This window comes from Streptomyces sp. HM190, assembly GCF_009857135.1.
GTDB lineage: Bacteria > Actinomycetota > Actinomycetes > Streptomycetales > Streptomycetaceae > Streptomyces > Streptomyces heilongjiangensis.
The window spans coordinates 1,962,780-1,985,712 of the sequence record NZ_CP047318.1 but is presented as its reverse complement, the minus strand read 5'-3'; the positions used below and the strand labels follow the sequence as shown (position 1 = coordinate 1,985,712).

Sequence of the window (22,933 nt, the reverse complement as noted above, 5' to 3'; positions counted from 1 at the left end):
CACGCAGGACCAGTAGGAAAGAAGGCTGAAGTCCGAGATGAACGCAGAAAGCCGTACCAGGCTCGACCAGACGCCCGAGTGGACCGCGCTGGCCGAGCACCGGGAGCAACTGCGCGACGTACAGCTGCGGGAGCTGTTCGCGGCCGACCCCGGGCGCGGCACCGGGTACACGCTGGAGGTCGGCGATCTGCACGTCGACTACTCCAAGCACCTGGTCACCGACGAGACGCTGCGGCTGCTGCGGGAGCTGGCCGCCACGACCGACGTGTTCGGACTGCGGGACGCGATGTTCCGTGGTGAGAAGATCAACACCACCGAGGACCGCGCCGTCCTGCACACCGCGCTGCGCGCCCCGCGGGACGCGGTGATCGAGGTCGACGGCGAGAACGTGGTGCCGGCCGTGCACGCCGTCCTCGACAAGATGGCCGGCTTCGCCGAGCGGATCCGCTCCGGCGAGTGGACCGGGCACACCGGCAGGCGCATCAAGAACATCGTCAACGTCGGCATCGGCGGCTCCGACCTGGGCCCCGCCATGGCGTACGAGGTGCTGCGCTCCTACACCGACCGCGACCTGGTCGTCCGCTTCGTGTCGAACGTCGACGGGGCCGACCTGCACGAGGCCGTACGGGACCTGGACGCGGCGGAGACGCTGTTCGTCATCGCCTCCAAGACGTTCACCACGATCGAGACGATCACCAACGCGACCTCCGCCCGCGACTGGCTGCTGACCGAGCTGAAGGCGGGCCCCGAGGCCGTCGCCAAGCACTTCGTCGCGCTCTCGACGAACGCCGGGAAGGTGTCGGACTTCGGTATCGACACCGCCAACATGTTCGAGTTCTGGGACTGGGTCGGCGGCCGCTACTCGTACGACTCGGCGATCGGCCTGTCCCTGATGATCGCGATCGGCCCGGACCGCTTCCGGGAGATGCTCGACGGCTTCCGGATCGTCGACGAGCACTTCCGCACCGCGCCCGCCGAGTCCAACGTGCCGCTCCTGCTGGGCCTGCTCGGCATCTGGTACGGCAACTTCCACGACGCCCAGTCCCACGCGGTCCTGCCGTACAGCCACTACCTGTCCAAGTTCACGGCGTACCTCCAGCAGTTGGACATGGAGTCCAACGGCAAGTACGTGGGCCGTGACGGCCGGGAGGTCGACTGGCAGACCGGGCCGGTGGTGTGGGGCACCCCCGGCACGAACGGGCAGCACGCCTACTACCAGCTGATCCACCAGGGCACGAAGCTGATCCCGGCGGACTTCATCGGCTTCGCCGAGCCGGTCGCCGACCTCGGTGAGCGGTTCCGGGCCCAGCACGACCTGCTGATGGCGAACTTCTTCGCCCAGACGCAGGCGCTGGCCTTCGGCAAGACACCGGACGAGGTGCGGGCCGAGGGCGTCGCCGAGGAACTGGTGCCGCACAAGACGTTCAAGGGCAACCACCCCACGACCACGATCCTGGCGAAGGAGCTGACCCCGTCGGTCCTCGGCCAGCTGATCGCGCTGTACGAGCACAAGGTGTTCGTCCAGGGCGCCGTCTGGAACATCGACTCGTTCGACCAGTGGGGCGTCGAGCTGGGCAAGGTCCTCGCCAAGCGGGTGGAGCCCGCGCTGACCGAGGGCGCCGAGGTGCCCGGCCTCGACGCCTCCACGCGGGCCCTGGTCGCCAAGTACCGGGAACTGCGCGGCCGTCGCTAGTGGATCGGGTGGGGAGGGGGAGGCACTCCCAGCCCTCTCCCCACCCCGCTCTCGGGCCCCGCGGCCTCAGTGCCCGGGGCCCGCGCCCCCGTCGACCGGGATCACGGCGCCGCGCGCATATCCGGCGCCGGCCAGGAAGGCCACCGCGTCGGCGACCTCCTCGGGCCGGCCCAGCCGGCAGGCCGGGGGGCGCGGCAGCTCACGGCGCTGCGCCGGGGTGAGGGCGCGGCTCATGTCCGTCTCCGTCAGGCCCGGCGCGACGACGTTGCAGGTGACGTCGCGGGCACCCAGCGCCTGGGTGAGGGCGCGGGCGAAGCCGACGAGGCCCCCTTGGCCGCCGCGTGGTTGGTCTGGCCGGGGGCGCCGTGCAGGGCGGCCGTGGTCGAGATCAGGACGGTACGGCTGATGCTGCTCACGCTGATGTTCTCGCCGACGGCGGCGTTCCTCGCGGAGCTGTTCCCGGCAGGGCTGCGGTACACCGGGGCGTCCGCGGCGTTCATCCTCGCCAACACGCTCGGGGGCGGGTTCGCGCCGCGCGTCGCGACCTGGCTGGACAGCCAGTCGTCGTCGCCGCTGGTCCTCGGCCTCTACACGGGCGGGCTGTGCCTCGTGAGCCTGGCCTGTGTCGTGGCCCTGCCGGAGACCCGGGAGGGGGACTTCTCCGTCTGACGGCCGTCCGCGGCTGCTCGCGCGGGGAACCGCGCCCTCGGGCCACAGGCCCGTTCCTCCAGCGCGGGGAACCGCGCGAGCAGCCGCCCCTCCGGTCGGCGCGTCCCTCAGGGAGACGCCGGGGGGTACAGGGAACGGGGCAGCCGGGACGCCGCCGCCGAGTCCAGGAGCCACAGCGTGCGGGCCCTGCCACGCGCGCCCGCGACCGGCGCCTGGATCTCACCGGCGCCGGACAGACCGATCGCCGCGGCCTGCGCCTTGTCCTCGCCGGCCGCCAGCAGCCACACCTCCCGAGCCGCCCGGATCGCCGGCAGCGTCAGGGTGACCCGCGTGGGCGGGGGCTTCGGCGCGCCCCGCACCCCGACCACCGTCCGCTCGGTCTCCCGTACGGCCGGCAGTTCCGGGAACAGCGACGCGACATGCGTGTCCGGACCGACGCCCAGCATCAGCACGTCGAACGTCGGCACCGAGCCGTGGTTCTCCGGCCCGGAGGCCCGTGCCAGCTCCTCCGCGTACGCGGCGGCCGCCGCGTCCACGTCGGAGCCCCACGGCCCGTCCGACGCGGGCATCGCGTGCACCCGCTTCGGGTCCAGCGGCACCGAGTCCAGCAGCGCCTCCCTGGCCTGGGTGACGTTCCGCTCGGGGTCGCCCTCGGGCAGGAACCGCTCGTCACCCCACCACAGGTCCAGCCGGCCCCAGTCGACGGCGTCCCGTGCGGGCGCCGCCGCCAGCGCGGCGAGCAGGCCGTTGCCGTTGCGACCGCCGGTGAGGACCACGGAGGCGTAGCCGCGCGATGCCTGCGCGTCCACGACCTTGGTGATCAGCCGGGCGGCCGCCGCCTGCGCCATCAGCTCCTTGTCGCGGTGCACGACCAGCTGGGGAGTGCTCACTACGAGGCCGCCTTCTTCACGGGCGGCATCTGCGCGGGCGTGGGCCGCTCGTCCTCGCCCTCCCCGTCAACGCCGGCCGCCGACGCGGGCAGGGCCGACGCCGCGGACGCGGAAGCAGCCGAACCGGAAGCCGCCGTCGAAGCCGAACCGGAAGCGGAGGTCGACGCCGCGCCCCCGGTCGAAGCCGAGGCCGAGGCCGTCTCGGACATCGTCCCGCCCGGCAGCGCGCTCCCCGGGGAGCCACCCAGCCGGTCCACCCCGAACCGCAGCGCCGAGGCGTACGTGTCGTCCGGGTCCAGACGGCGCAGTTCCTCCGCCAGCAGTTCGGACGTCTCGCGGCGCTTCAGCGCCACCGCCCGGTCCGGCTGGTCCTCCAGCGTGAGCAGGGCGAGACCGCCGGAGGGCCGGTACAGCCGGATCGGGCCGTTGCTGGTCAGCATCCGCACCTCGTTCAGGCCGGGGCCCGCCGACACGCCGCGCCGCACATGGACGTGCAGCCGGTCCGCGAGCCACATCGCCAGCAGCTCCACGCTCGGGTTGTACTGCTCGCCCTGCACCTCCGCGGAGATGACCTCGCAGTCCACCTGGTCGAGCGCGGCCGCCAGCATGGAACGCCACGGGGTGATCCGCGTCCAGGCGAGGTCCGTGTCGCCGGGCTCGTAGTTGTCGGCGCGGGCCCGCAGCTCCTCGATCGGCTTTTCGGCGGAGTAGCTGTCGGTGACCCGCCGCTGGGCGAGCGCGCCCAGCGGATCGCGGGCCGGGTCGAGCGGCGCGTTGACCGGCCACCACACCACGACCGGCGCGTCCGGCAGCAGCAGCGGCAGCACCACCGACTGGGCGTGGTCCGCGACCTCGCCGTACAGCCGGAGCACGACCGTCTCGCCGGCCCCCGCGTCCGCGCCCACCCGCACCTCGGCGTCGAGGCGCGACTTCGTCCGGTCCCGGGGGCCGCGCGAGACGCGCTTGATGACCACGAGCGTGCGCGAGGGGTGCTCGCGGGACGCGTCGTTCGCGGCCTTCAGCGCGTCGTACGCGTTCTCCTCGTCCGTGACGAGGACCAGCGTGAGCACCATGCCGACGGCCGGGGTGCCGATCGCGCGGCGCGCCTTGACGAGCGCCTTGTTGATCTTGCTGGCCGTGGTGTCCGTGAGGTCTGTCTTCATGGCCGGCGCCAGCTCCGTCCGTCTCGTTCGAGCATCTCGTCCGCCTCGACGGGGCCCCAGGTACCGGCCTGGTACTGGGCGGGCCTGCCGTGCTTGTCCCAGTACTCCTCGATCGGGTCGAGGATCTTCCAGGACAGCTCGACCTCCTCCGTGCGCGGGAAGAGGTTCGAGTCACCGAGCAGGACGTCGAGGATCAGCCGCTCGTACGCCTCGGGGCTGGACTCCGTGAAGGACTCGCCGTACGCGAAGTCCATCGACACGTCCCGGATCTCCATCGAGGTGCCCGGCACCTTGGAACCGAAGCGGACGGTGACGCCCTCGTCGGGCTGGACGCGGATGACGATCGCGTTCTGGCCTAGTTCCTCGGTGGCGGTGGAGTCGAAGGGGGAGTGGGGCGCCCGCTGGAACACCACGGCGATCTCGGTCACCCGGCGGCCCAGGCGCTTGCCGGTCCGCAGATAGAACGGCACACCCGCCCAGCGGCGGTTGTCGACCTCCACCTTGATCGCGGCGTACGTGTCGGTCTTCGACTTGCGGTCGATGCCGTCCTCTTCGAGGTAGCCGATGACCTTCTCGCCGCCCTGCCAGCCGGCCGCGTACTGCGCGAACACCGTGTCCCGGCCGAGGTCCCGCGGCAGCCGTACCGCGCCGAGGACCTTCGTCTTCTCCGCGGCGAGCGCGTCCGCGTCGAAGGAGGCGGGCTCCTCCATCGCGGTGAGCGCCATCAGTTGCAGCAGGTGGTTCTGGATGACGTCACGGGCGGCGCCGATGCCGTCGTAGTACCCGGCGCGGCCGCCGATGCCGATGTCCTCGGCCATGGTGATCTGCACGTGGTCCACGAAGGACCGGTTCCAGATCGGCTCGAACATCGTGTTGGCGAAGCGGAGCGCCAGGATGTTCTGGACGGTCTCCTTGCCCAGGTAGTGGTCGATGCGGAAGACCTGGTCCGGGGCGAAGACCTCGTGGACGATCGCGTTGAGCTCCTCGGCCGACTTCAGGTCGTGACCGAAGGGCTTCTCGATGACCGCGCGCCGCCAGGAACCGCTCGACTGGTCCGCCAGCCCGTGCTTCTTCAGCTGCTGGATCACGACCGGGAACGCGGACGGCGGCACGGAGAGGTAGAAGGCGAAGTTGCCGCCCGTGCCCTGCGCCTTGTCCAGCTCCTGGATCGTGTCGCGCAGCCGCTCGAACGACACGTCGTCGTCGAAGGTGCCCTGGACGAACCGCATGCCCTGGATGAGCTGCTGCCAGACCTCCTCGCGGAAGGGGGTGCGGGCATGCTCCTTGACCGCGTCGTGGACCTCCTGCGCGAAGTCCTCGTGCGCCCACTCACGGCGCGCGAAACCGACGAGCGAGAAGCCCGGCGGCAGCAGTCCGCGGTTGGCGAGGTCGTACACGGCAGGCATCAGCTTCTTGCGTGACAAGTCGCCTGTGACGCCGAAGATGACCAGGCCCGACGGCCCCGCGATACGCGGGAGCCGTCGGTCCGCGGCGTCACGAAGCGGATTCGCCCCGGTGACGGAAAGAGGCGCCAAGGTGCTCAGCCCTCCGAGGGTGCGAGGCGCTTGAGCTCCGCCTCGGTCGACTTGAGCAGGTCGTTCCAGGACGCCTCGAACTTCTCGACGCCCTCGTCCTCCAGCAGCTGGACGACCTCGTCGTACGAGATGCCGAGCTTCTCGACCGCGTCCAGCTCGGCACGGGCCTGCTCGTACGTCCCGGCGATCGCGTCACCGCGGATCCCACCGCTCTCGGCGGTGGCCTCCAGCGTGGCCTCCGGCATGGTGTTCACCGTGTTCGGCGCCACCAGCTCGTCGACGTACAGGGTGGGCTTGTACGCCGGGTCCTTGACGCCGGTCGAGGCCCACAGCGGACGCTGCTTGTTCGCGCCCGCGCTCTCCAGGGACGCCCAGCGCTCGCCCCGGAAGACCTCCTCGTACGCCTGGTAGGCGAGGCGCGCGTTGGCGACACCGGCCTTGCCGCGCGCGGCCTTGGCCTCGGGCGTGCCCTGTGCGTCGAGGCGCTTGTCGATCTCGGTGTCCACGCGGGACACGAAGAACGACGCCACCGAGTGGATCTTGGACAGGTCGAGGCCGCGCTCCTTGGCCTTCTCCAGACCGGCCAGGTAGGCGTCCATCACCTGGCGGTAGCGCTCCAGCGAGAAGATCAGCGTGACGTTGACGCTGATACCGAGGCCGATGACCTCGGTGATGGCCGGCAGGCCGCCCAGCGTCGCCGGGATCTTGATCAGGGTGTTGGGGCGGTCCACCAGCCAGGCGAGCTGCTTGGCCTCGGCGACCGTCGCCTTGGTGTTGTGCGCCAGCCGCGGGTCGACCTCGATGGAGACCCGGCCGTCCTGGCCGTCGGTCGCGTCGAAGACGGGGCGCAGGATGTCGGCGGCGTCACGGACGTCCGCCGTCGTGATCATGCGGATGGCCTCCTCGACGGTCACCTTGCGCGCCGCGAGGTCCGACAGCTGCTGGTCGTAGCCGTCACCCTGGGAGATCGCCTTCTGGAAGATCGAAGGGTTGGTGGTGACGCCCACGACGTGCTGCTGGTCGATCAGCTCGGCGAGGTTGCCGGACGTGATGCGCTTGCGCGACAGGTCGTCCAGCCAGATCGCCACGCCTTCCTCGGAGAGGCGCTTGAGTGCGTCTGTCATGGGATTACATCTCCTACGTGTCGTGTGTGAGCGTCAGCGCTGGGCGGCCGCGAGTGATTCCTGCGCGGCGGCGGCCACGTTCTCCGCGGTGAAGCCGAACTCCTTGAACAGCACCTTGCCGTCGGCCGAAGCGCCGAAGTGCTCCAGCGAGACGATGCGACCGGCGTCCCCGACGTACTTGTGCCAGGTCAGGCCGATGCCGGCCTCGACGGCGACGCGCGCCTTGACGGACGGCGGCAGGACGCTGTCCCGGTACCCCTGGTCCTGCTCCTCGAACCACTCGACGGAGGGCATCGACACCACACGGGTGGGCACGCCCTGCGCCTGCAGCTGCTCGCGGGCCTCCACGGCGACGTGCACCTCGGAGCCGGTCGCGATCAGAATGACCTGGGCGTCGCCGCCGTCGGCCTCGAAGAGCACGTAACCGCCCTTGGCCGCGCCCTCGTTGGGCTCGTACGTCGGTACGCCCTGACGGGTCAGCGCGAGGCCGTGCGGGGCGCCCTTGCCCCACTCCTTCGTCCAGCGCTTGAGGATCTCGCGCCAGGCGATCGCGGTCTCGTTGGCGTCGGCCGGACGGACGACGTTCAGGCCGGGGATGGCGCGCAGCGAGGCCAGGTGCTCGACCGGCTGGTGGGTGGGGCCGTCCTCGCCGAGACCGATGGAGTCGTGCGTCCACACGTACGTCACCGGCAGGTGCATCAGGGCCGACAGCCGGACCGCGTTGCGCATGTAGTCGGAGAACACCAGGAAGGTGCCGCCGAAGACACGGGTGTTGCCGTGCAGCGCGATGCCGTTCATCTCGGCGGCCATGGCGTGCTCGCGGATGCCGAAGTGGATGGTGCGGCCGTACGGGTTCGCCTCGGGCAGCGGGTTGTCGGCCGGGAGGAACGACGACGTCTTGTCGATGGTGGTGTTGTTCGAACCGGCGAGGTCGGCGGAGCCGCCCCACAGTTCGGGGATCACGGCGCCGAGTGCCTGGAGGACCTTGCCGGACGCGGCACGGGTGGCGACACCCTTGCCCGCCTCGAACACCGGCAGGTGCTCCTCCCAGCCCTCGGGCAGGTCACCGGCGGCGACGCGGTCGTACTCGCCGGCGCGCTCGGGGTTGTTGTCCCGCCACTGCTGGAACGACTTCTCCCACACGGCACGGGCCGCCTGGCCGCGCTCGCCCAGGCCACGCGTGTGCGTGATGACCTCGTCGGTGACCTCGAAGTCCTTCTCCGGGTCGAAGCCCAGGACCCGCTTGGTGGCCGCGACCTCGTCCGCGCCGAGCGCCGAGCCGTGCGCGGCCTCGGTGTTCTGCGCGTTCGGGGCGGGCCAGGCGATGATGGAGCGCATCGCGATGAACGACGGCTTGTCGGTGACGGCCTTCGCGGCCTCGATCGCCTCGTACAGCGCGGCCGGGTCGAGGTCGCCGTCCTCCTTGGGCTCCACCCGCTGCACGTGCCAGCCGTACGCCTCGTACCGCTTGACCGTGTCCTCGGAGACGGCCGTCTCCGTGTCGCCCTCGATCGAGATGTGGTTGTCGTCCCACAGCATGATCAGGTTGCCGAGCTTCTGGTGCCCGGCCAGCGACGACGCCTCGGCGGAGATGCCCTCCTGGAGGCACCCGTCACCGGCGATCACGAAGATGTGGTGGTCGAACGGCGACTCGCCTTCGGCGGCCTCCGGGTCGAACAGGCCACGCTCGTAGCGGGCGGCCATCGCCATGCCGACGGCGTTGGCGACACCCTGGCCGAGCGGCCCGGTCGTCGTCTCCACCCCCTTGGTGTGCCCGTACTCGGGGTGGCCCGGCGTCTTCGAACCCCAGGTGCGGAAGGACTGCAGGTCCTCCAGCTCCAGGCCGAAGCCGCCCAGGTACAGCTGGATGTACAGGGTCAGGGACGAGTGGCCGGCCGACAGGACGAACCGGTCACGGCCCACCCAGTCGGGGTCGGCGGGGTCGTGGCGCATCACCTTCTGGAAGAGGGTGTACGCGGCGGGCGCGAGACTCATGGCCGTACCCGGATGGCCGTTGCCGACCTTCTGTACGGCGTCGGCGGCCAGGACGCGGGCGGTGTCGACGGCCCGCTGGTCCAACTCGGTCCACGCGAGGTCTGTAGTGGTCGGCTTGATGCTCACCCTGGGTCAGGGCTCCTCTCACATGTCCGGTGCCGGCGTTCTCGGGGCGCCGGCCGAAGTCGAGCCTACCCCTGTGACAACGCGCATTTTTTCGAGTCATTCCAGACTGCCGGGACCCTCCCGGGTCCGCCTCCCGACCGGTTGTTCCGCATGCTGAGACCAGCGGGTTCGGTCGTTCGACATCTGAATACGCAGCCGCTCATCCGGTTGCTCAACCGAAACGTGTTCGGCTCGTCCGGCCGCGCCGCCCAACACGACCCGACCCCGTTGAAAGGTCGGCTCTGGGCAACGTCTACAGTGGCGTGGTACGCGCGAGCCGTTACGGGGAGTTCACGTCCGTGGTGCTCGCTGGGAGTCTCTGTCAGGGGTGTGCGTGACGGCCGTCGAATCCCGTCCATCGGGTGGGGGCACCGCCCAGGCCCTCAAGGCGCCGGGGGAGCCGGGCGCGAGCAGCGCGAGCAGCAGCCGGGGTCAGCGGCCGTTCGGGGCGCGCGTCAAGGCGTTCGTGGCCCTCACCAAGCCGAGGATCATCGAACTGCTGCTGATCACCACCGTTCCGGTGATGTTCCTCGCGGAGCAGGGCGTGCCCGACCTCTGGCTGGTGCTGGCCACCTGTGTCGGCGGCTACCTCTCCGCGGGCGGCGCCAACGCGCTCAACATGTACATCGACCGTGACATCGACGCCCTCATGGAGCGCACCTCGCAGCGCCCCCTCGTCACCGGCATGGTCACCCCGCGTGAGGGCCTGGTCTTCGGCATCACCCTCGCCGTGGTCTCCACCGCCTGGTTCGGCGTCCTGGTCAACTGGCTGTCCGCGTGGCTGTCGCTCGGAGCGCTCCTTTTCTACGTCGTCGTCTACACGATGATCCTCAAGCGGCGTACGGCGCAGAACATCGTGTGGGGCGGCATCGCCGGCTGCATGCCGGTCCTCATCGGGTGGTCCGCCGTGACGGACTCGATGTCCTGGGCCGCGGTGATCCTCTTCCTGGTCATCTTCTTCTGGACCCCGCCGCACTACTGGCCGCTGTCCATGAAGGTGAAGGACGACTACGCCCGCGTCGGCGTCCCCATGCTCCCGGTCGTCGCCTCGAACAAGGTCGTCGCCCGCCAGATCGTCCTCTACAGCTGGGTGATGGTCGCCGTCTCCCTGCTGCTCACCCCGCTCGGCTACACCGGCTGGTTCTACACGGCGGTCGCCCTGGTGACCGGCGGATGGTGGCTCTGGGAGGCCCACGCCCTGCAGAACCGGGCGAAGAGCGGGGTCACCGGCGCCAAGCTCAAGGAAATGCGCCTGTTCCACTGGTCGATCACCTATGTCTCCCTGCTCTTCGTGGCGGTGGCGGTGGACCCCTTCCTGCGCTGAGACGCGGCGCCGGCGAGTGGTCAACCCCACTGCCCCCGCCGTCGCAGCCCCGCCCTACTGATCGGTAGCATCCAGCCATGGCAGACACGAAGCAGGTCGACGAGGCCAAGGACACCAAGGCCGCAGCCAAGGCGGAGCGCCGGGCGGCCAGGCTCGCCAAGCAGATCGGCGCCTTCGCGAAGGCGCACGGGGGCGCCGAGGCCCAGGTCGCCTACATCGGCGAGCGCGGCTCCCGCATCGTCCTCGTGGGCGAGGACGGCGGCTGGGGCGACCTCGTCGCCCCCACCCACGCCATCGCCGAGGAAGCCGTGCGCAGGGCCGGCGTCACCGTGCACGAGGACTTCGACGGCGAGTTCGCCGCCAAGGTCCGCACCGGCCCGTACGAATGGTCCCGGATGGCCGGAATCCAGGTCGGGGGACCGGCCAACAGCAACACCTGAGCCCGACTCACCCGTTAGGACCTGTGGGAGCACACCGGTCCAGCGACGGGGAGTCCGGATGATCGAAACGCCGTCCCTCGTGGACCAGTACTGCCACGGCGTACTGAGAACGGAGCTGGGCCTCGGCACGTTCGAGGCCCACCTGGCCCGCGGTGAGGGACCACCGGCGCCCGGCACCACCTTCTTCGACACCCAGACCGGCTTCGCCGTGCGCCGCTGGTGCCCGCCCCTGCTGGGCCTCGAACCGCACTGCCCACCGGCCCGCTATCTCGCCCGCCGCCGTGAACTGGGCGTCCTGGAGGCGGGCCGCAGACTGCTGCGGGGCAGCGGCATCACCACCTACCTCGTCGACACGGGGCTGCCCGGCGACCTCACGGGTCCCGGCGAGATGGCCTCCACGGGCGACGCGGACGCCCACGAGATCGTCCGCCTCGAACTCCTGGCCGAACAGGTCGCCGACACCTCCGGCACCGTGGAGTCGTTCCTCGCCAATCTCGCCGAGTCGGTGCACGGCGCCGCCGCGCACGCCGTGGCCTTCGCGTCGGTGGCGGGCGTACGGCACGGTCTGGCGCTGGCGCCCGAACCGCCCGGCCCCGGGGAGGTGCGGGGGGCCGCCGGACGCTGGCTCGCGCACCGGCCCGTCGGCGGGCCCCTCACCGACCCGGTGCTCCTGCGCCACCTGCTGTGGATCGCCGTCGCCTCCGGGCGCCCCCTCCAGCTCCACGCCGGCTTCGGCGAGCCCGGCCTGCGCATCGACCGCACGGACCCGGTCCTGCTCACCGACTTCGTCCGCGCCACGGCCGGCCTCGGCACCGCCCTGGTCCTGCTGCACGGCTACCCGTACCACCGCCACGCCGCCCACCTCGCCGCGGTCTTCCCGCACGTCTACGCCGACCTGGGCGCCGAACTCGTCCGCACCGGGGCGCGGGCCACCGCCGTGCTCGCCGAGGTCCTCGAACTCGCCCCCTTCGGCAAGCTCCTCTTCTCCAGCGGCGCCCACGGTCTGCCCGAGCTGCACGTCGTCGGCGCCCGTCTGTTCAGCGAGGCGCTGGCCCGGGTCCTGGGCACCTGGGTCGCGGAGGGCGCCTGGTCCCTGACGGACGCGCAGCGCGTGGCCGCGCTGATCGCGGAGGGCAACGCGCGACGCGTGTACGGCCTGGAGTGACCCGGCGGCGGGCCGGACGGACTGGCCCGTATGACCCGCAGCGACCCACCCCGAACCGCCGGCACCACCGCCGCGCGCGCTGCCCGAGGCCACGGCCGCTCTCCTGCGCCGTTTCGTCGACGGGCTGCGGGACGGCCCGGACCCGGTCGCCGTCTGGGCGCACGGTTCGCTGGGCGGGGGCGACTACCAGGAGGGCCGCAGCGATCTGGACCTGATCGCCGTCCTCGACGGGCCGATCACGGCGGGGACGGTCTGGCGGGTGGCCCGGCTGCACGCGCGGCTGCGCCGCGAGCTGCTCGCCGACCTCCTCCACTGCGCATGTCTGACCCCCGGCACGGCGTCCGACCCCACCCGCAGGCACCTCACCCGGGCGCACGGACAGCTGTTCCGGCGGACGGTCACCCCGGTCACCCGCCGTGAACTGCACACCTTCGGGGTGCTGCTGCACGGTGTGCCGCCCAGGGCCCTGCTGCCCCCGGTCCCGGCCGTCGACCTGGCCGCCTTCGTCGTGGGCGACCAGCGGGACTTCTGGCGCCCGGCGGTCGACAGGGCCGACCTGTGGCAGCGGGACGTCTGGGTCGACCTGGGCCCGCTCACCCACGCGCGGGCCGCCGCCACGCTGCGGGACGGCCGGCTGATCTCCAAGCGCGAGGCGCTGGACCTGCTGCCGGCGCTGGGCGCGCCCGGCGAGGTGGTCGAGGACGTCCGGCGGCGCCGCTACGGGCAGCCGGGCCCCGTGGTGCCGCGGCGGGGCGAGCTGGCCAGGGAGTTCCTGGGACCGGCCATCGACGACCTGGTCCGCGTGTACGGCTGACCCGGCCGCGGACGCCCGGCCCGCTCAGCCGTGAGCGGCGACCGGGCGCTCGGCCCCGGCCGGGCGCGGCACGTCCGTCGCGTCCGCCGGACGCTCCCGCAGGGAGAGCAGGACCCGCAGGGTCGCGATCCACACCAGGCAGGAGCCGAGCATGTGGGCGCCGACCAGGACCTCGGGCAGCTCGGTGAAGTACTGGACGTAGCCGATGACGCCCTGCGCGAGCAGGACCAGGAACAGGTCCCGGGTGCGGCGCAGCGGGTCGCGGGGCGCGTCGACCGCCTTGAGGACGAACCACAGGGCGAAAGTCAGCGTCACCGTGATCCACGCGAGCACCGCGTGCAGCTTGGTGACGGTCTCCCAGTTCAGCGGGATGCGCTCGACCTCGCTGGAGTCACCGGCGTGCGGACCCGCGCCGGTGACGACGGTGCCGACCGCGATCAGCAGCACCGTGACGCCCACCAGGATCCACACCAGCTGCCGCACCGCCGTGCCGACCAGCGGACGCGGGGCCGTGTCACCCTCACCGGTGCGGTGCCACATCACGGCGGCGACGGCGATGAGGGCGGTCGACAGCAGGAAGTGCGCGGCCACCGTGTACGGGTTGAGTCCGACCAGGACGACGATCCCGCCGAGGACCGCGTTGCCCATGACCACCCAGAACTGTGTCCAGCCCAGCCGGGTCAGATCGCGCCGGTACGGCTTCTGGGCGCGGGCGGCGACGATCGCCCAGCCGACCGCCGCGCACAGCACGTACGTCAGCATGCGGTTGCCGAACTCGATGACACCGTGGACGCCCATCTCGCGCGTCGCGGTGAGCGAGTCGTCGGTGCACTTGGGCCAGGTCGGGCAGCCGAGGCCCGAGCCGGTCAGGCGCACGGCGCCGCCGGTCACCACGATGACCACCGCCATGACGAGGGCGGCCAGGGCCGCGCGCCGGACCGTCCGGGGATCGGGGGTCCAGCGTTCGGCGATGAAGGCGAGCGGGTTGCGCGCTGCGGAGACGAGGTCGTCGCGGGTCACGTTCGGCACGCGCACCATGGTAGGCCGCCGCTTGTGCACGCGTTCACGAGGGGCCGTACCGCTCCCGGTCCACCGCTGTGACCTGGCGTTACTCCCAGCGGAAGAACCGGGCGGCCGCGCCGAGCCCGAGCACCGCCCACACCGCGAGGATCCCGAGGTCCGCCCACGGCGTCCCGGCGCCGTGCTGGAGGACGTCACGCAGGCCGTCGGAGAGCGCGGCGATCGGCAGCAGGCCGAGCGCGTTCTGCGCCGCGTCGGGGAACTTGTCGAGCGGTACCACGACGCCGCCGCCCACGAGCAGCAGCAGGAAGACCAGGTTCGCCGCGGCGAGCGTCGCCTCCGCCTTCAAGGTGCCTGCCATCAGCAGGCCGAGTCCCGAGAAGGCCGCCGTGCCGAGGACCAGGAGCAGTACGACGGCGAACGGGTTGCCGTGCGGGGACCAGCCCATCGCGAAGGCGATCACCGTGAGCAGGGCGACCTGGAGGGCCTCGGTGACCAGCACGGACAGCGTCTTCGCGGTCATCAGGCCCCAGCGGGGGAGCGGGGAGACCGCCAGCCGCTTCAGGACGCCGTAGCGGCGTTCGAAGCCGGTGGCGATGGCCTGCCCGGTGAACGCCGTCGACATCACGGCGAGGGCGAGGACACCGGGCGCCAGGAAGTCGACGGCCTTGCCCTCGCCGGTGTCGACGATGTCCACGGACCCGAACAGCACCAGCAGCAGGGTGGGGATCACCACGGTCAGCAGCAGCTGCTCGCCGTTGCGCAGCAGCATCTTCGTCTCCAGGACCGCCTGCGCCGCGATCATGCGCGGGAGCGGGGCGGCGCCGGGCCGGGGCGCGTAGGTACCGGCGGTGGTCATGAACGCGGCTCCTTGCCGGTCGGTTCCAGGCTGTGCCGTCCCGGGGGGCGACCCCCGGACCCCCGGCCGGTGGATGTGTGGGCCCGGGTCATGAACGCAGCTCCCTGCCGGTCGGTTCCAGGCTGTGCTGTCCCGGGGGGCGACCCCCGGACCCCCGGCCGGTGGATGCGTGGGCCCGGGTCATGAACGCAGCTCCCTGCCGGTCAGTTCCAGAAAGACGTCTTCGAGGGTGTGCCGTTCCACCGAGATGCGGTCCGGCATCACGCCGTGCTGGGCGCACCAGGACGTGACGGTCGCGAGGAGTTGCGGGTCGACCTTGCCGGTGACCCGGTAGACGCCCGGGGTCAGCTCGACGGCCGTGGAGTCGGCGGGCAGCGCCTTCAGCAGGGAGCCGACGTCGAGCGCGGGGCGCCCGGTGAAGCGGAGGGTGTTCTCGGCGCCGCCGCGGCACAGCTCCTCGGGGGTGCCCTGGGCTATGACCCGGCCGGCGTCGATGATCGCGACGTCGTCGGCGAGCTGCTCGGCCTCGTCCATGTAGTGCGTGGTCAGGATGACGGAGACCCCGTCGGCGCGCAGGTCCCGGACCAGGTCCCAGGTGGCGCGGCGGGCCTGCGGGTCGAGGCCGGCGGTCGGCTCGTCGAGGAAGACCAGCTCGGGGCGACCGACCACGGCCATCGCCAGGGCCAGCCGCTGCTGCTGCCCGCCGGACAGGCGGCGGTACGTCGTGCGGCCGCAGCCGCCGAGCCCCAGGCGCTCGATGAGGGCGTCCACGTCGAGCGGGTGGGCGTGCAGCTTCGCCACGTGGCGCAGCATTTCGTCGGCGCGGGCGCCCGAGTAGACGCCGCCGGACTGGAGCATGACCCCGATCCGGGGGCGCAGCGCGGCGGCCTCGCGGACCGGGTCGAGGCCGAGGACGCGCACGGTGCCGGAGTCCGGCCTCCGGTAGCCCTCGCAGCTCTCCACGGTGGTGGTCTTGCCGGCGCCGTTCGGGCCGAGCACGGCGGTGACGCCGGGCGACGCCTCCAGGTCGAGGCCGTCCACCGCGGTCTTCTCGCCGTACCTCTTCACCAGGTCCCGGACCTGGACCACGGGGTCGCTTCGCATGGCCCCGAGTCTAGGGATGAGGGGTGGGCGCGGGAGAGCTCGGGGGGGTGGCGTTCGAGGGCCGCCGCGGCTCGTTCGCGCGGTGCCCCGCGCCGCGGGAGAGCACCCGCTCGCGCCCCGTTCCGCGCCGCCGTGTCGATCGATCAAAGATCGTTCCCGCAGGTCAGGCGAGGCTTACCTAAGTGACGCACGGCACCGTTGGGCCGTCCGGGCGTGGCTTGCCCCCCTCCGAGGAATTACGCAACAATGGCGTTGTGAAAAACGTGGGCGTAGCTCCGCAGGAGGAACTCGCGACCGGTGAGCGATCGACTCGCAACCGGGTCGCGCGCTCCATCCTGGACCACGGGCCGTCCACCGTGGCCGACCTGGCGGGCCGTCTCGGCCTGACCCAGGCCGCCGTCCGCCGCCACCTCGACGCGCTGGTCGCCGACGACGTCGTGCAGCCCCGTGAGCAGCGCGTCTACGGCGCCCGCACCCGCGGACGCCCGGCCAAGGTGTTCGCCCTGACGGACTGCGGCCGGGACGCCTTCGACCAGTCCTACGACAAGCTCGCCGCGGACGCCCTCCGCTGGATCGCGGACCGGGAGGGCGGGGAGCAGGCCGTCGCCGCCTTCGCCCGCGCCCGGGTCGCCGCGCAGGCCGGTGAGTACCGCAAGGCGGTCGACGCGGCCGCCCCCGAGGACCGGGCCGAAGCCCTGGCCAAGGCCTTGAGCGCGGACGGGTACGCTGCTACGGCACGCAGTGCCCCCCACCCCCACCAGGGTGAGCAGCTCTGCCAGCACCACTGCCCGGTAGCCCATGTGGCCGAGCAGTTCCCGCAGCTCTGCGAGGCCGAGACCGAGCTCTTCGCCGAACTGCTCGGTACGCACGTCCAGCGGCTGGCCACCATCGCCCACGGCGACGGCGTCTGCACGACGTTCATCCCCAGAGTTTCCAAGACAGCCACCAACGCATCCGCTAGCACGGCCGGGAGGAACCCCGCATGACTCTCCCCATCGAGGAGACCGCCCACCCTGAGCTCGAGGGCCTGGGTAAGTACGAATACGGCTGGGCGGACTCCGACGAGGCCGGTGCCGCAGCGAAGCGCGGTCTGAGCGAGGACGTCGTCCTCGACATCTCCGGCAAGAAGTCCGAGCCGGAGTGGATGACGAAGCTGCGTCTCAAGGGCCTGAAGCTCTTCGAGAAGAAGCCCATGCCGAACTGGGGCTCGGACCTCTCCGGCATCGACTTCGACAACATCAAGTACTTCGTGCGCTCCACGGAGAAGCAGGCGGAGTCCTGGGAGGACCTGCCCGAGGACATCAAGAACACCTACGACAAGCTGGGCATCCCCGAGGCGGAGAAGCAGCGCCTCGTCGCCGGTGTCGCCGCCCAGTACGAGTCCGAGGTCGTCTACCACCAGATCCGCGAGGACCTGGAGGAGCAGGGCGTCATCTTCCTCGACACCGACACCGCCCTGAAGGAGCACCCGGAGCTCTTCAAGGAGTACTTCGGCACCGTCATCCCGGCCGGCGACAACAAGTTCGCCGCGCTGAACACCGCCGTGTGGTCCGGCGGCTCCTTCATCTACGTGCCGAAGGGCGTGCACGTCGAGATCCCGCTCCAGGCCTACTTCCGGATCAACACCGAGAACATGGGGCAGTTCGAGCGGACCCTGATCATCGTCGACGAGGGCGCCTACGTGCACTACGTCGAGGGTTGCACGGCCCCGATCTACAAGTCGGACTCGCTGCACTCCGCGGTCGTCGAGATCATCGTCAAGAAGAACGCCCGCTGCCGCTACACGACCATCCAGAACTGGTCGAACAACGTCTACAACCTGGTCACCAAGCGCGCCGTCGCCTACGAGGGCGCCACCATGGAGTGGATCGACGGCAACATCGGCTCCAAGGTGACGATGAAGTACCCGGCCGTCTACCTGATGGGCGAGCACGCCAAGGGCGAGACCCTGTCCATCGCCTTCGCGGGCGAGGGCCAGCACCAGGACGCCGGCGCCAAGATGGTCCACATGGCCCCGAACACGTCCTCGAACATCGTCTCGAAGTCCGTGGCGCGCGGCGGTGGCCGCACCTCCTACCGCGGTCTGATCGAGATCGGCGAGGGCGCCCCCGGCTCCAAGTCGAACGTGCTGTGCGACGCCCTGCTCGTCGACACCATCTCCCGTTCGGACACGTACCCGTACGTCGACGTCCGCGAGGACGACGTGTCCATGGGCCACGAGGCGACCGTCTCCAAGGTCTCCGAGGACCAGCTCTTCTACCTGATGAGCCGCGGTCTGTCGGAGGACGAGGCCATGGCGATGATCGTGCGCGGTTTCGTCGAGCCGATCGCCAAGGAGCTGCCCATGGAGTACGCGCTGGAGCTCAACCGGCTGATCGAGCTGCAGATGGAAGGCGCGGTCGGCTGACCCCAGACCTTCCGGTCCAGCAGCAGGCGGCCCGCCTCTCCGGGGCGGGCCGAAGATCGTAAACGTAGGAAGAGAGCAGACCGACAGCCATGGCTGAGGCTCAGAACTCCCCCAAGTCCTCGACTTCGCTCGGACAGGGGGGACCCCCACCGGTGGGCTCCACCACCGCCGGCTCGATCGCGGTGGTCGCCGAGTCGACCGTCGTCTCGCGCATGAGCGCGCCCCCGTCCTTCGACGTGGCCGACTTCCCCGTGCCGCACGGCCGCGAGGAGGAATGGCGGTTCACCCCGCTGGAGCGGCTGCGCGGGCTGCACGACGGCACCGCCGTCGCCACCGGTGACGGCCTGAAGGTCGACGTGCAGGCCCCCGAGGGCGTCACCGTCGAGGCCGTCGGCCGCGACGACGCCCGCCTCGGCAAGGCCGGCACCCCGGTGGACCGCATCGCCGCCCAGGCCTACTCGGCGTTCGAGAAGGCCGGTGTGATCACCGTCCCCAAGGAGACGGTCCTCACCGAGCCGATCCGCATCGCCGTGCACGGAGAGGGCGGCACCGCCTTCGCCCACCAGGTCATCGAACTGGGCGCGTTCGCCGAGGCCGTCGTCGTCATCGACCACACCGGTGACGCCGTCCTCGCCGCGGGCGTCGACTACGTCCTCGGGGACGGCGCCAAGCTGACCGTCGTCTCCGTGCAGGACTGGGACGACAAGGCCGTGCACATCGCCCAGCACAACGCCCTCGTCGGCCGGGACGCCTCCTTCAAGTCGGTCGTCGTCACCTTCGGCGGCGACGTCGTACGCCTCCACCCGCGCGTGACGTACGCCGGCCCCGGCGGCGAGGCCGAGCTGTTCGGGCTGTACTTCACCGACGCCGGCCAGCACCAGGAGCACCGCCTGCTGGTCACGCACAACGTGCCGCACTGCAAGTCCAACGTGGTCTACAAGGGCGCCCTCCAAGGCGACGGAGCCCACGCGGTGTGGATCGGCGACGTCCTCATCGAGGCCGCGGCCGAGGGCACCGACACCTACGAGATGAACCGCAACCTCGTCCTCACGGACGGCGCCCGCGTCGACTCGGTGCCGAACCTGGAGATCGAGACCGGCGAGATCGTCGGCGCCGGCCACGCCTCGGCGACCGGCCGCTTCGACGACGAGCAGCTCTTCTACCTGATGGCCCGTGGCATCCCCGCCGAGGAGGCCCGCCGCCTCGTCGTCCGCGGCTTCTTCGCCGAGCTGGTCCAGCAGATCGGCGTCGACGACATCGAGCAGCGCCTTCTCGAGAAGATCGACGAGGAGCTCGAGACCGTGTCCGGACCGGGCCGATGACCATCTTCGTACGCGCCTGCGGGCTCAGCGAGCTGGAGGAGGACACCCCCAAGCGGGTGGAACTCGACGGCACGCCGGTCTCCGTCGTGCGGACCGAGGGAGAGGTGTTCGCCATCTACGACATCTGCTCCCACGCGAACGTCTCGCTCTCCGAGGGCGAGGTGGAGGACTGCCAGATCGAGTGCTGGCTGCACGGCTCCGCCTTCGACCTCCGTACCGGCAAGCCGTCCGGCCTTCCCGCGACGCGCCCCGTCCCCGTATACCCCGTAAAGATCGAAGGGGACGACGTGCTCGTCTCCCTCACCCAGGAGTCCTGAGGCACCCATGGCAACGCTTGAAATCCGAGACCTGCACGTCACCGTCGAGGCCGACAACGCCACGAAGGAGATCCTCAAGGGCGTCGACCTCACCGTGAAGCAGGGCGAGACGCACGCCATCATGGGCCCCAACGGCTCCGGCAAGTCGACCCTCGCCTACTCCCTCGCGGGTCACCCGAAGTACACGATCACCGGCGGCACCGTGCTGCTCGACGGCGAGGACGTCCTGGAGATGTCCGTCGACGAGCGCGCCCGCGCGGGCCTGTTCCTGGCGATGCAGTACCCGGTCGAGGTCCCCGGCGTCTCGGTCTCCAACTTCCTGCGGACCTCCGCCACCGCCATCCGCGGCGAGGCCCCCAAGCTGCGCACCTGGGTCAAGGAGGTCAAGGAGGCCATGCAGCGCCTCAACATGGACCCCTCCTTCGCCGAGCGCAACGTCAACGAGGGCTTCTCGGGCGGTGAGAAGAAGCGCCACGAGATCCTCCAGCTCGAACTGCTCAAGCCGAAGATCGCGATCCTCGACGAGACGGACTCCGGTCTGGACGTCGACGCCCTTCGCGTCGTCTCCGAGGGCGTCAACCGCGTCCGGGAGACCGGCGAGGTCGGCACCCTGCTGATCACGCACTACACGCGCATCCTGCGCTACATCAAGCCCGACCACGTCCATGTCTTCGCGGGCGGCCGGATCGTCGAGTCCGGTGGCCCCGAGCTCGCCGACAAGCTGGAGAACGAGGGCTACGAGGCATACACGAAGGGTGGCCCCGTGACCGGAGGGAACTCAGAGGAGGAAGTCGCGTGACACAGCTGCCGGGCCTCCTCGACACCGAGGCGATCCGCAAGGACTTCCCCATCCTGGACCGTCAGGTCCACGACGGCCGGAAGCTGGTGTACCTGGACAACGCGGCGACCTCGCAGAAGCCGCGCCAGGTGCTGGACGCCCTGAGCGAGTACTACGAGCGCTACAACGCCAACGTCCACCGCGGTGTGCATGTGCTCGCCGAGGAGGCCACGGCGCTGTACGAGGGCGCGCGTGACAAGGTCGCCGCGTTCGTCAACGCGCCCAGCCGCGACGAGGTGATCTTCACCAAGAACGCCTCCGAGTCGCTGAACCTCGTGGCGAACATGCTGGGCTGGGCCGACGAGCCCTACCGCGTGGACCACGAGACCGAGATCGTCATCACGGAGATGGAGCACCACTCCAACATCGTGCCGTGGCAGCTGCTGGCGCAGCGCACGGGCGCGAAGCTGAAGTGGTTCGGCCTCACCGACGACGGCCGCCTCGACCTGTCGAACATCGACGAGATCATCACCGAGAAGACGAAGATCGTCTCCTTCGTGCTGGTGTCCAACATCCTGGGCACGGTCAACCCGGTCGAGGCGATCGTGCGCCGGGCACAGGAGGTCGGCGCCCTGGTCTGCGTCGACGCCTCGCAGGCCGCGCCGCACATGCCGCTGGACGTCCAGGCCCTCCAGGCCGACTTCGTGGCCTTCACCGGCCACAAGATGTGCGGTCCGACCGGCATCGGCGTGCTCTGGGGCCGTCAGGAGCTCCTGGAGGACCTGCCCCCGTTCCTCGGCGGTGGCGAGATGATCGAGACGGTGTCGATGCACTCGTCGACGTACGCCCCCGCCCCGCACAAGTTCGAGGCGGGCACCCCCCCGATCGCGCAGGCGGTCGGTATGGGCGCGGCGATCGACTACCTCACCTCGATCGGCATGGACAAGATCCTCGCCCATGAGCACGCGCTCACCGAGTACGCGGTGAAGCGGCTCACGGAGGTCCCCGACCTCAGGATCATCGGCCCCACCACGGCCGAGGACCGGGGCGCGGCGATCTCCTTCACGCTCGGCGACATCCACCCGCACGACGTGGGCCAGGTCCTCGACGAGCAGGGCATCGCGGTCCGGGTCGGCCACCACTGCGCCCGTCCCGTCTGCCTGCGGTACGGAATTCCCGCGACCACGCGAGCGTCGTTCTATCTGTACTCCACGCCGGCGGAGATCGACGCGCTGGTCGACGGCCTGGAGCACGTACGGAACTTCTTCGGCTGATGGGACGAGCGATCGCATGAAGCTGGACTCGATGTACCAGGAAGTCATCCTGGACCACTACAAGAACCCGCACGGGCGGGGCTTGCGGGATGGCGACGCCGAGGTGCACCACGTGAACCCCACGTGCGGCGACGAGATCACCCTGCGCGTGAAGTACGACGGCACGACCATCGAGGACGTCTCGTACGAGGGCCAGGGCTGCTCGATCAGCCAGGCCAGCGCCTCCGTGCTGAACGACCTCCTCGTCGGCAAGGAGCTGCGGGACGCGCAGCGGATCCAGGAGACCTTCCTGGAGCTCATGCAGTCCAAGGGGAGGATCGAGCCGGACGACGCGATGGAGGAGGTCCTGGAGGACGCGGTCGCGTTCGCCGGGGTCTCCAAGTACCCGGCCCGGGTCAAGTGCGCCCTCCTGAGCTGGATGGCGTGGAAGGACGCGACGGCCCAGGCGCTGGGCGCCGACGCCGAAAGGAAGACGGCATGAGCGACACCGTGGAGATGAAGCCGGCCTCCGAGGAGGAGATCCGCGAGGCCCTGTACGACGTCGTCGACCCCGAACTGGGCATCGACGTCGTCAACCTGGGCCTGATCTACGGCATCCACATCGACGACGCGAACATCGCGACGATCGACATGACCCTGACCTCGGCGGCCTGCCCGCTGACCGATGTCATCGAGGACCAGGCCAAGTCCGCCACGGACGGTCTCGTCAACGAGCTGCGCATCAACTGGGTCTGGATGCCCCCGTGGGGCCCGGACAAGATCACGGACGACGGCCGCGAGCAGCTTCGGGCGCTCGGGTTCAACGTCTGAGACGGACCACATGGGTGTGGCCCCCGGCGAAAGTCGCCGGGGGCCACACCCATGTCCGGGTGCCG

General features: G+C 70.8%; 23 protein-coding genes and 1 pseudogene. 14 read left to right on the top strand and 10 right to left on the bottom strand.

Annotation, left to right across the window (positions count from 1 at the left end):
• The first annotated feature begins 37 nt into the window (after nt 1-37).
• The gene (gene pgi / locus GSY65_RS08240) at nt 38-1,693 is read left to right on the top strand and encodes a glucose-6-phosphate isomerase (protein WP_159766696.1); all 1,656 of its coding nucleotides are present in this window, start codon (nt 38-40) and stop codon (nt 1,691-1,693) included.
• A gap of 66 nt (nt 1,694-1,759) precedes the next feature.
• Here pgi and GSY65_RS08235 read toward each other — a convergent pair whose 3' ends face one another.
• Complete coding sequence (locus GSY65_RS08235) at nt 1,760-1,984, bottom strand: SDR family oxidoreductase (RefSeq protein ID WP_236580192.1); 225 nt, start codon at nt 1,982-1,984, stop codon at nt 1,760-1,762.
• Nucleotides 1,939-2,109, bottom strand: coding sequence for a hypothetical protein (locus GSY65_RS33680; RefSeq protein WP_236580278.1), 171 nt, complete (start codon nt 2,107-2,109; stop codon nt 1,939-1,941). The genes GSY65_RS08235 and GSY65_RS33680 overlap by 46 nt, the downstream gene beginning before the upstream one ends.
• Between GSY65_RS33680 and GSY65_RS08230 the strand changes: the two are divergent.
• Nucleotides 2,087-2,362: pseudogene (locus GSY65_RS08230) on the top strand (MFS transporter); the annotation flags it as partial. The gene GSY65_RS33680 and the pseudogene GSY65_RS08230 sit on opposite strands and share 23 nt — an antisense overlap.
• Nucleotides 2,363-2,469: 107 nt before the next feature.
• On the opposite strand, the gene pgl reads toward GSY65_RS08230, so the two are convergent.
• Genes pgl through tkt form a run of 5 tightly spaced genes read right to left on the bottom strand, consistent with a single transcriptional unit; the run spans nt 2,470 to nt 9,195 of the window.
• Nucleotides 2,470-3,252, bottom strand: coding sequence for a 6-phosphogluconolactonase (gene pgl / locus GSY65_RS08225; protein ID WP_159766695.1), 783 nt, complete (start codon nt 3,250-3,252; stop codon nt 2,470-2,472).
• Nucleotides 3,252-4,415 carry a glucose-6-phosphate dehydrogenase assembly protein OpcA gene (gene opcA, locus GSY65_RS08220; RefSeq protein WP_159766694.1) on the bottom strand — a complete coding sequence of 388 codons (1,164 nt, stop codon included), beginning with the start codon at nt 4,413-4,415 and terminating at the stop codon, nt 3,252-3,254. Before opcA ends, pgl begins: the two co-directional genes overlap by 1 nt.
• Nucleotides 4,412-5,950, bottom strand: coding sequence for a glucose-6-phosphate dehydrogenase (zwf, locus tag GSY65_RS08215; RefSeq protein WP_159766693.1), 1,539 nt, complete (start codon nt 5,948-5,950; stop codon nt 4,412-4,414). The genes opcA and zwf overlap by 4 nt, the downstream gene beginning before the upstream one ends.
• A 5-nt stretch (nt 5,951-5,955) precedes the next feature.
• Entirely contained in the window at nt 5,956-7,074 is a 1,119-nt protein-coding gene (gene tal / locus GSY65_RS08210) for a transaldolase (RefSeq protein WP_159766692.1), read from the bottom strand.
• Nucleotides 7,075-7,107: 33 nt separating this feature from the next.
• The gene (gene tkt, locus GSY65_RS08205) at nt 7,108-9,195 is read right to left on the bottom strand and encodes a transketolase (protein ID WP_159766691.1); all 2,088 of its coding nucleotides are present in this window, start codon (nt 9,193-9,195) and stop codon (nt 7,108-7,110) included.
• Between the two features lie 367 nt (nt 9,196-9,562).
• On the opposite strand from tkt, the gene GSY65_RS08200 reads away from it, so the two are divergent.
• The 4 genes from GSY65_RS08200 (at nt 9,563) to GSY65_RS08185 (ending at nt 12,977) form a co-directional block, all read left to right on the top strand.
• Nucleotides 9,563-10,558, top strand: coding sequence for a heme o synthase (locus GSY65_RS08200; protein ID WP_159766690.1), 996 nt, complete (start codon nt 9,563-9,565; stop codon nt 10,556-10,558).
• 77 nt (nt 10,559-10,635) lie between these two features.
• Nucleotides 10,636-10,998, top strand: coding sequence for a hypothetical protein (locus GSY65_RS08195; protein ID WP_159766689.1), 363 nt, complete (start codon nt 10,636-10,638; stop codon nt 10,996-10,998).
• Between the two features lie 58 nt (nt 10,999-11,056).
• Complete coding sequence (locus tag GSY65_RS08190) at nt 11,057-12,163, top strand: amidohydrolase family protein (protein ID WP_159766688.1); 1,107 nt, start codon at nt 11,057-11,059, stop codon at nt 12,161-12,163.
• A 79-nt stretch (nt 12,164-12,242) separates the two neighbouring features.
• A complete protein-coding gene (locus GSY65_RS08185) occupies nt 12,243-12,977 on the top strand; it encodes a nucleotidyltransferase (RefSeq protein ID WP_159775707.1) in 735 nt (244 codons plus the stop codon).
• Between the two features lie 24 nt (nt 12,978-13,001).
• Here the strand turns inward: GSY65_RS08185 and GSY65_RS08180 are convergent, their stop codons facing one another.
• The 3 genes from GSY65_RS08180 to GSY65_RS08170 form a co-directional block, all read right to left on the bottom strand.
• Nucleotides 13,002-14,015, bottom strand: a complete 1,014-nt coding sequence (locus tag GSY65_RS08180; RefSeq protein WP_159766687.1) for a COX15/CtaA family protein — start codon at nt 14,013-14,015, stop codon at nt 13,002-13,004.
• Nucleotides 14,016-14,085: 70 nt separating this feature from the next.
• A complete protein-coding gene (locus GSY65_RS08175) occupies nt 14,086-14,856 on the bottom strand; it encodes an ABC transporter permease (RefSeq protein ID WP_159766686.1) in 771 nt (256 codons plus the stop codon).
• 180 nt (nt 14,857-15,036) lie between these two features.
• Nucleotides 15,037-15,960, bottom strand: coding sequence for an ABC transporter ATP-binding protein (locus tag GSY65_RS08170; RefSeq protein ID WP_159766685.1), 924 nt, complete (start codon nt 15,958-15,960; stop codon nt 15,037-15,039).
• 254 nt (nt 15,961-16,214) lie between these two features.
• Between GSY65_RS08170 and GSY65_RS08165 the strand changes: the two genes are divergently transcribed.
• From GSY65_RS08165 to GSY65_RS08130, 8 genes are all read left to right on the top strand, one after another.
• Nucleotides 16,215-16,946 carry a helix-turn-helix transcriptional regulator gene (locus tag GSY65_RS08165; protein WP_159766684.1) on the top strand — a complete coding sequence of 244 codons (732 nt, stop codon included), beginning with the start codon at nt 16,215-16,217 and terminating at the stop codon, nt 16,944-16,946.
• Nucleotides 16,943-18,367 (top strand): Fe-S cluster assembly protein SufB, encoded by a 1,425-nt coding sequence (gene sufB, locus GSY65_RS08160; RefSeq protein WP_159766683.1) that lies wholly within the window; start codon nt 16,943-16,945, stop codon nt 18,365-18,367. Before GSY65_RS08165 ends, sufB begins: the two co-directional genes overlap by 4 nt.
• 89 nt (nt 18,368-18,456) lie before the next feature.
• A complete protein-coding gene (sufD, locus tag GSY65_RS08155) occupies nt 18,457-19,689 on the top strand; it encodes a Fe-S cluster assembly protein SufD (RefSeq protein WP_159766682.1) in 1,233 nt (410 codons plus the stop codon).
• Complete coding sequence (locus tag GSY65_RS08150) at nt 19,686-20,006, top strand: non-heme iron oxygenase ferredoxin subunit (protein ID WP_159766681.1); 321 nt, start codon at nt 19,686-19,688, stop codon at nt 20,004-20,006. The genes sufD and GSY65_RS08150 overlap by 4 nt, the downstream gene beginning before the upstream one ends.
• A gap of 7 nt (nt 20,007-20,013) precedes the next feature.
• Entirely contained in the window at nt 20,014-20,805 is a 792-nt protein-coding gene (gene sufC, locus GSY65_RS08145; RefSeq protein WP_159766680.1) for a Fe-S cluster assembly ATPase SufC, read from the top strand.
• Nucleotides 20,802-22,058, top strand: a complete 1,257-nt coding sequence (locus GSY65_RS08140) for a cysteine desulfurase (protein WP_159766679.1) — start codon at nt 20,802-20,804, stop codon at nt 22,056-22,058. The genes sufC and GSY65_RS08140 overlap by 4 nt, the downstream gene beginning before the upstream one ends.
• 16 nt (nt 22,059-22,074) lie before the next feature.
• Nucleotides 22,075-22,539 carry a Fe-S cluster assembly sulfur transfer protein SufU gene (gene sufU, locus GSY65_RS08135; protein WP_159766678.1) on the top strand — a complete coding sequence of 155 codons (465 nt, stop codon included), beginning with the start codon at nt 22,075-22,077 and terminating at the stop codon, nt 22,537-22,539.
• Complete coding sequence (locus GSY65_RS08130; RefSeq protein WP_055514975.1) at nt 22,536-22,868, top strand: metal-sulfur cluster assembly factor; 333 nt, start codon at nt 22,536-22,538, stop codon at nt 22,866-22,868. Before sufU ends, GSY65_RS08130 begins: the two co-directional genes overlap by 4 nt.
• Nucleotides 22,869-22,933: the final 65 nt, after the last annotated feature.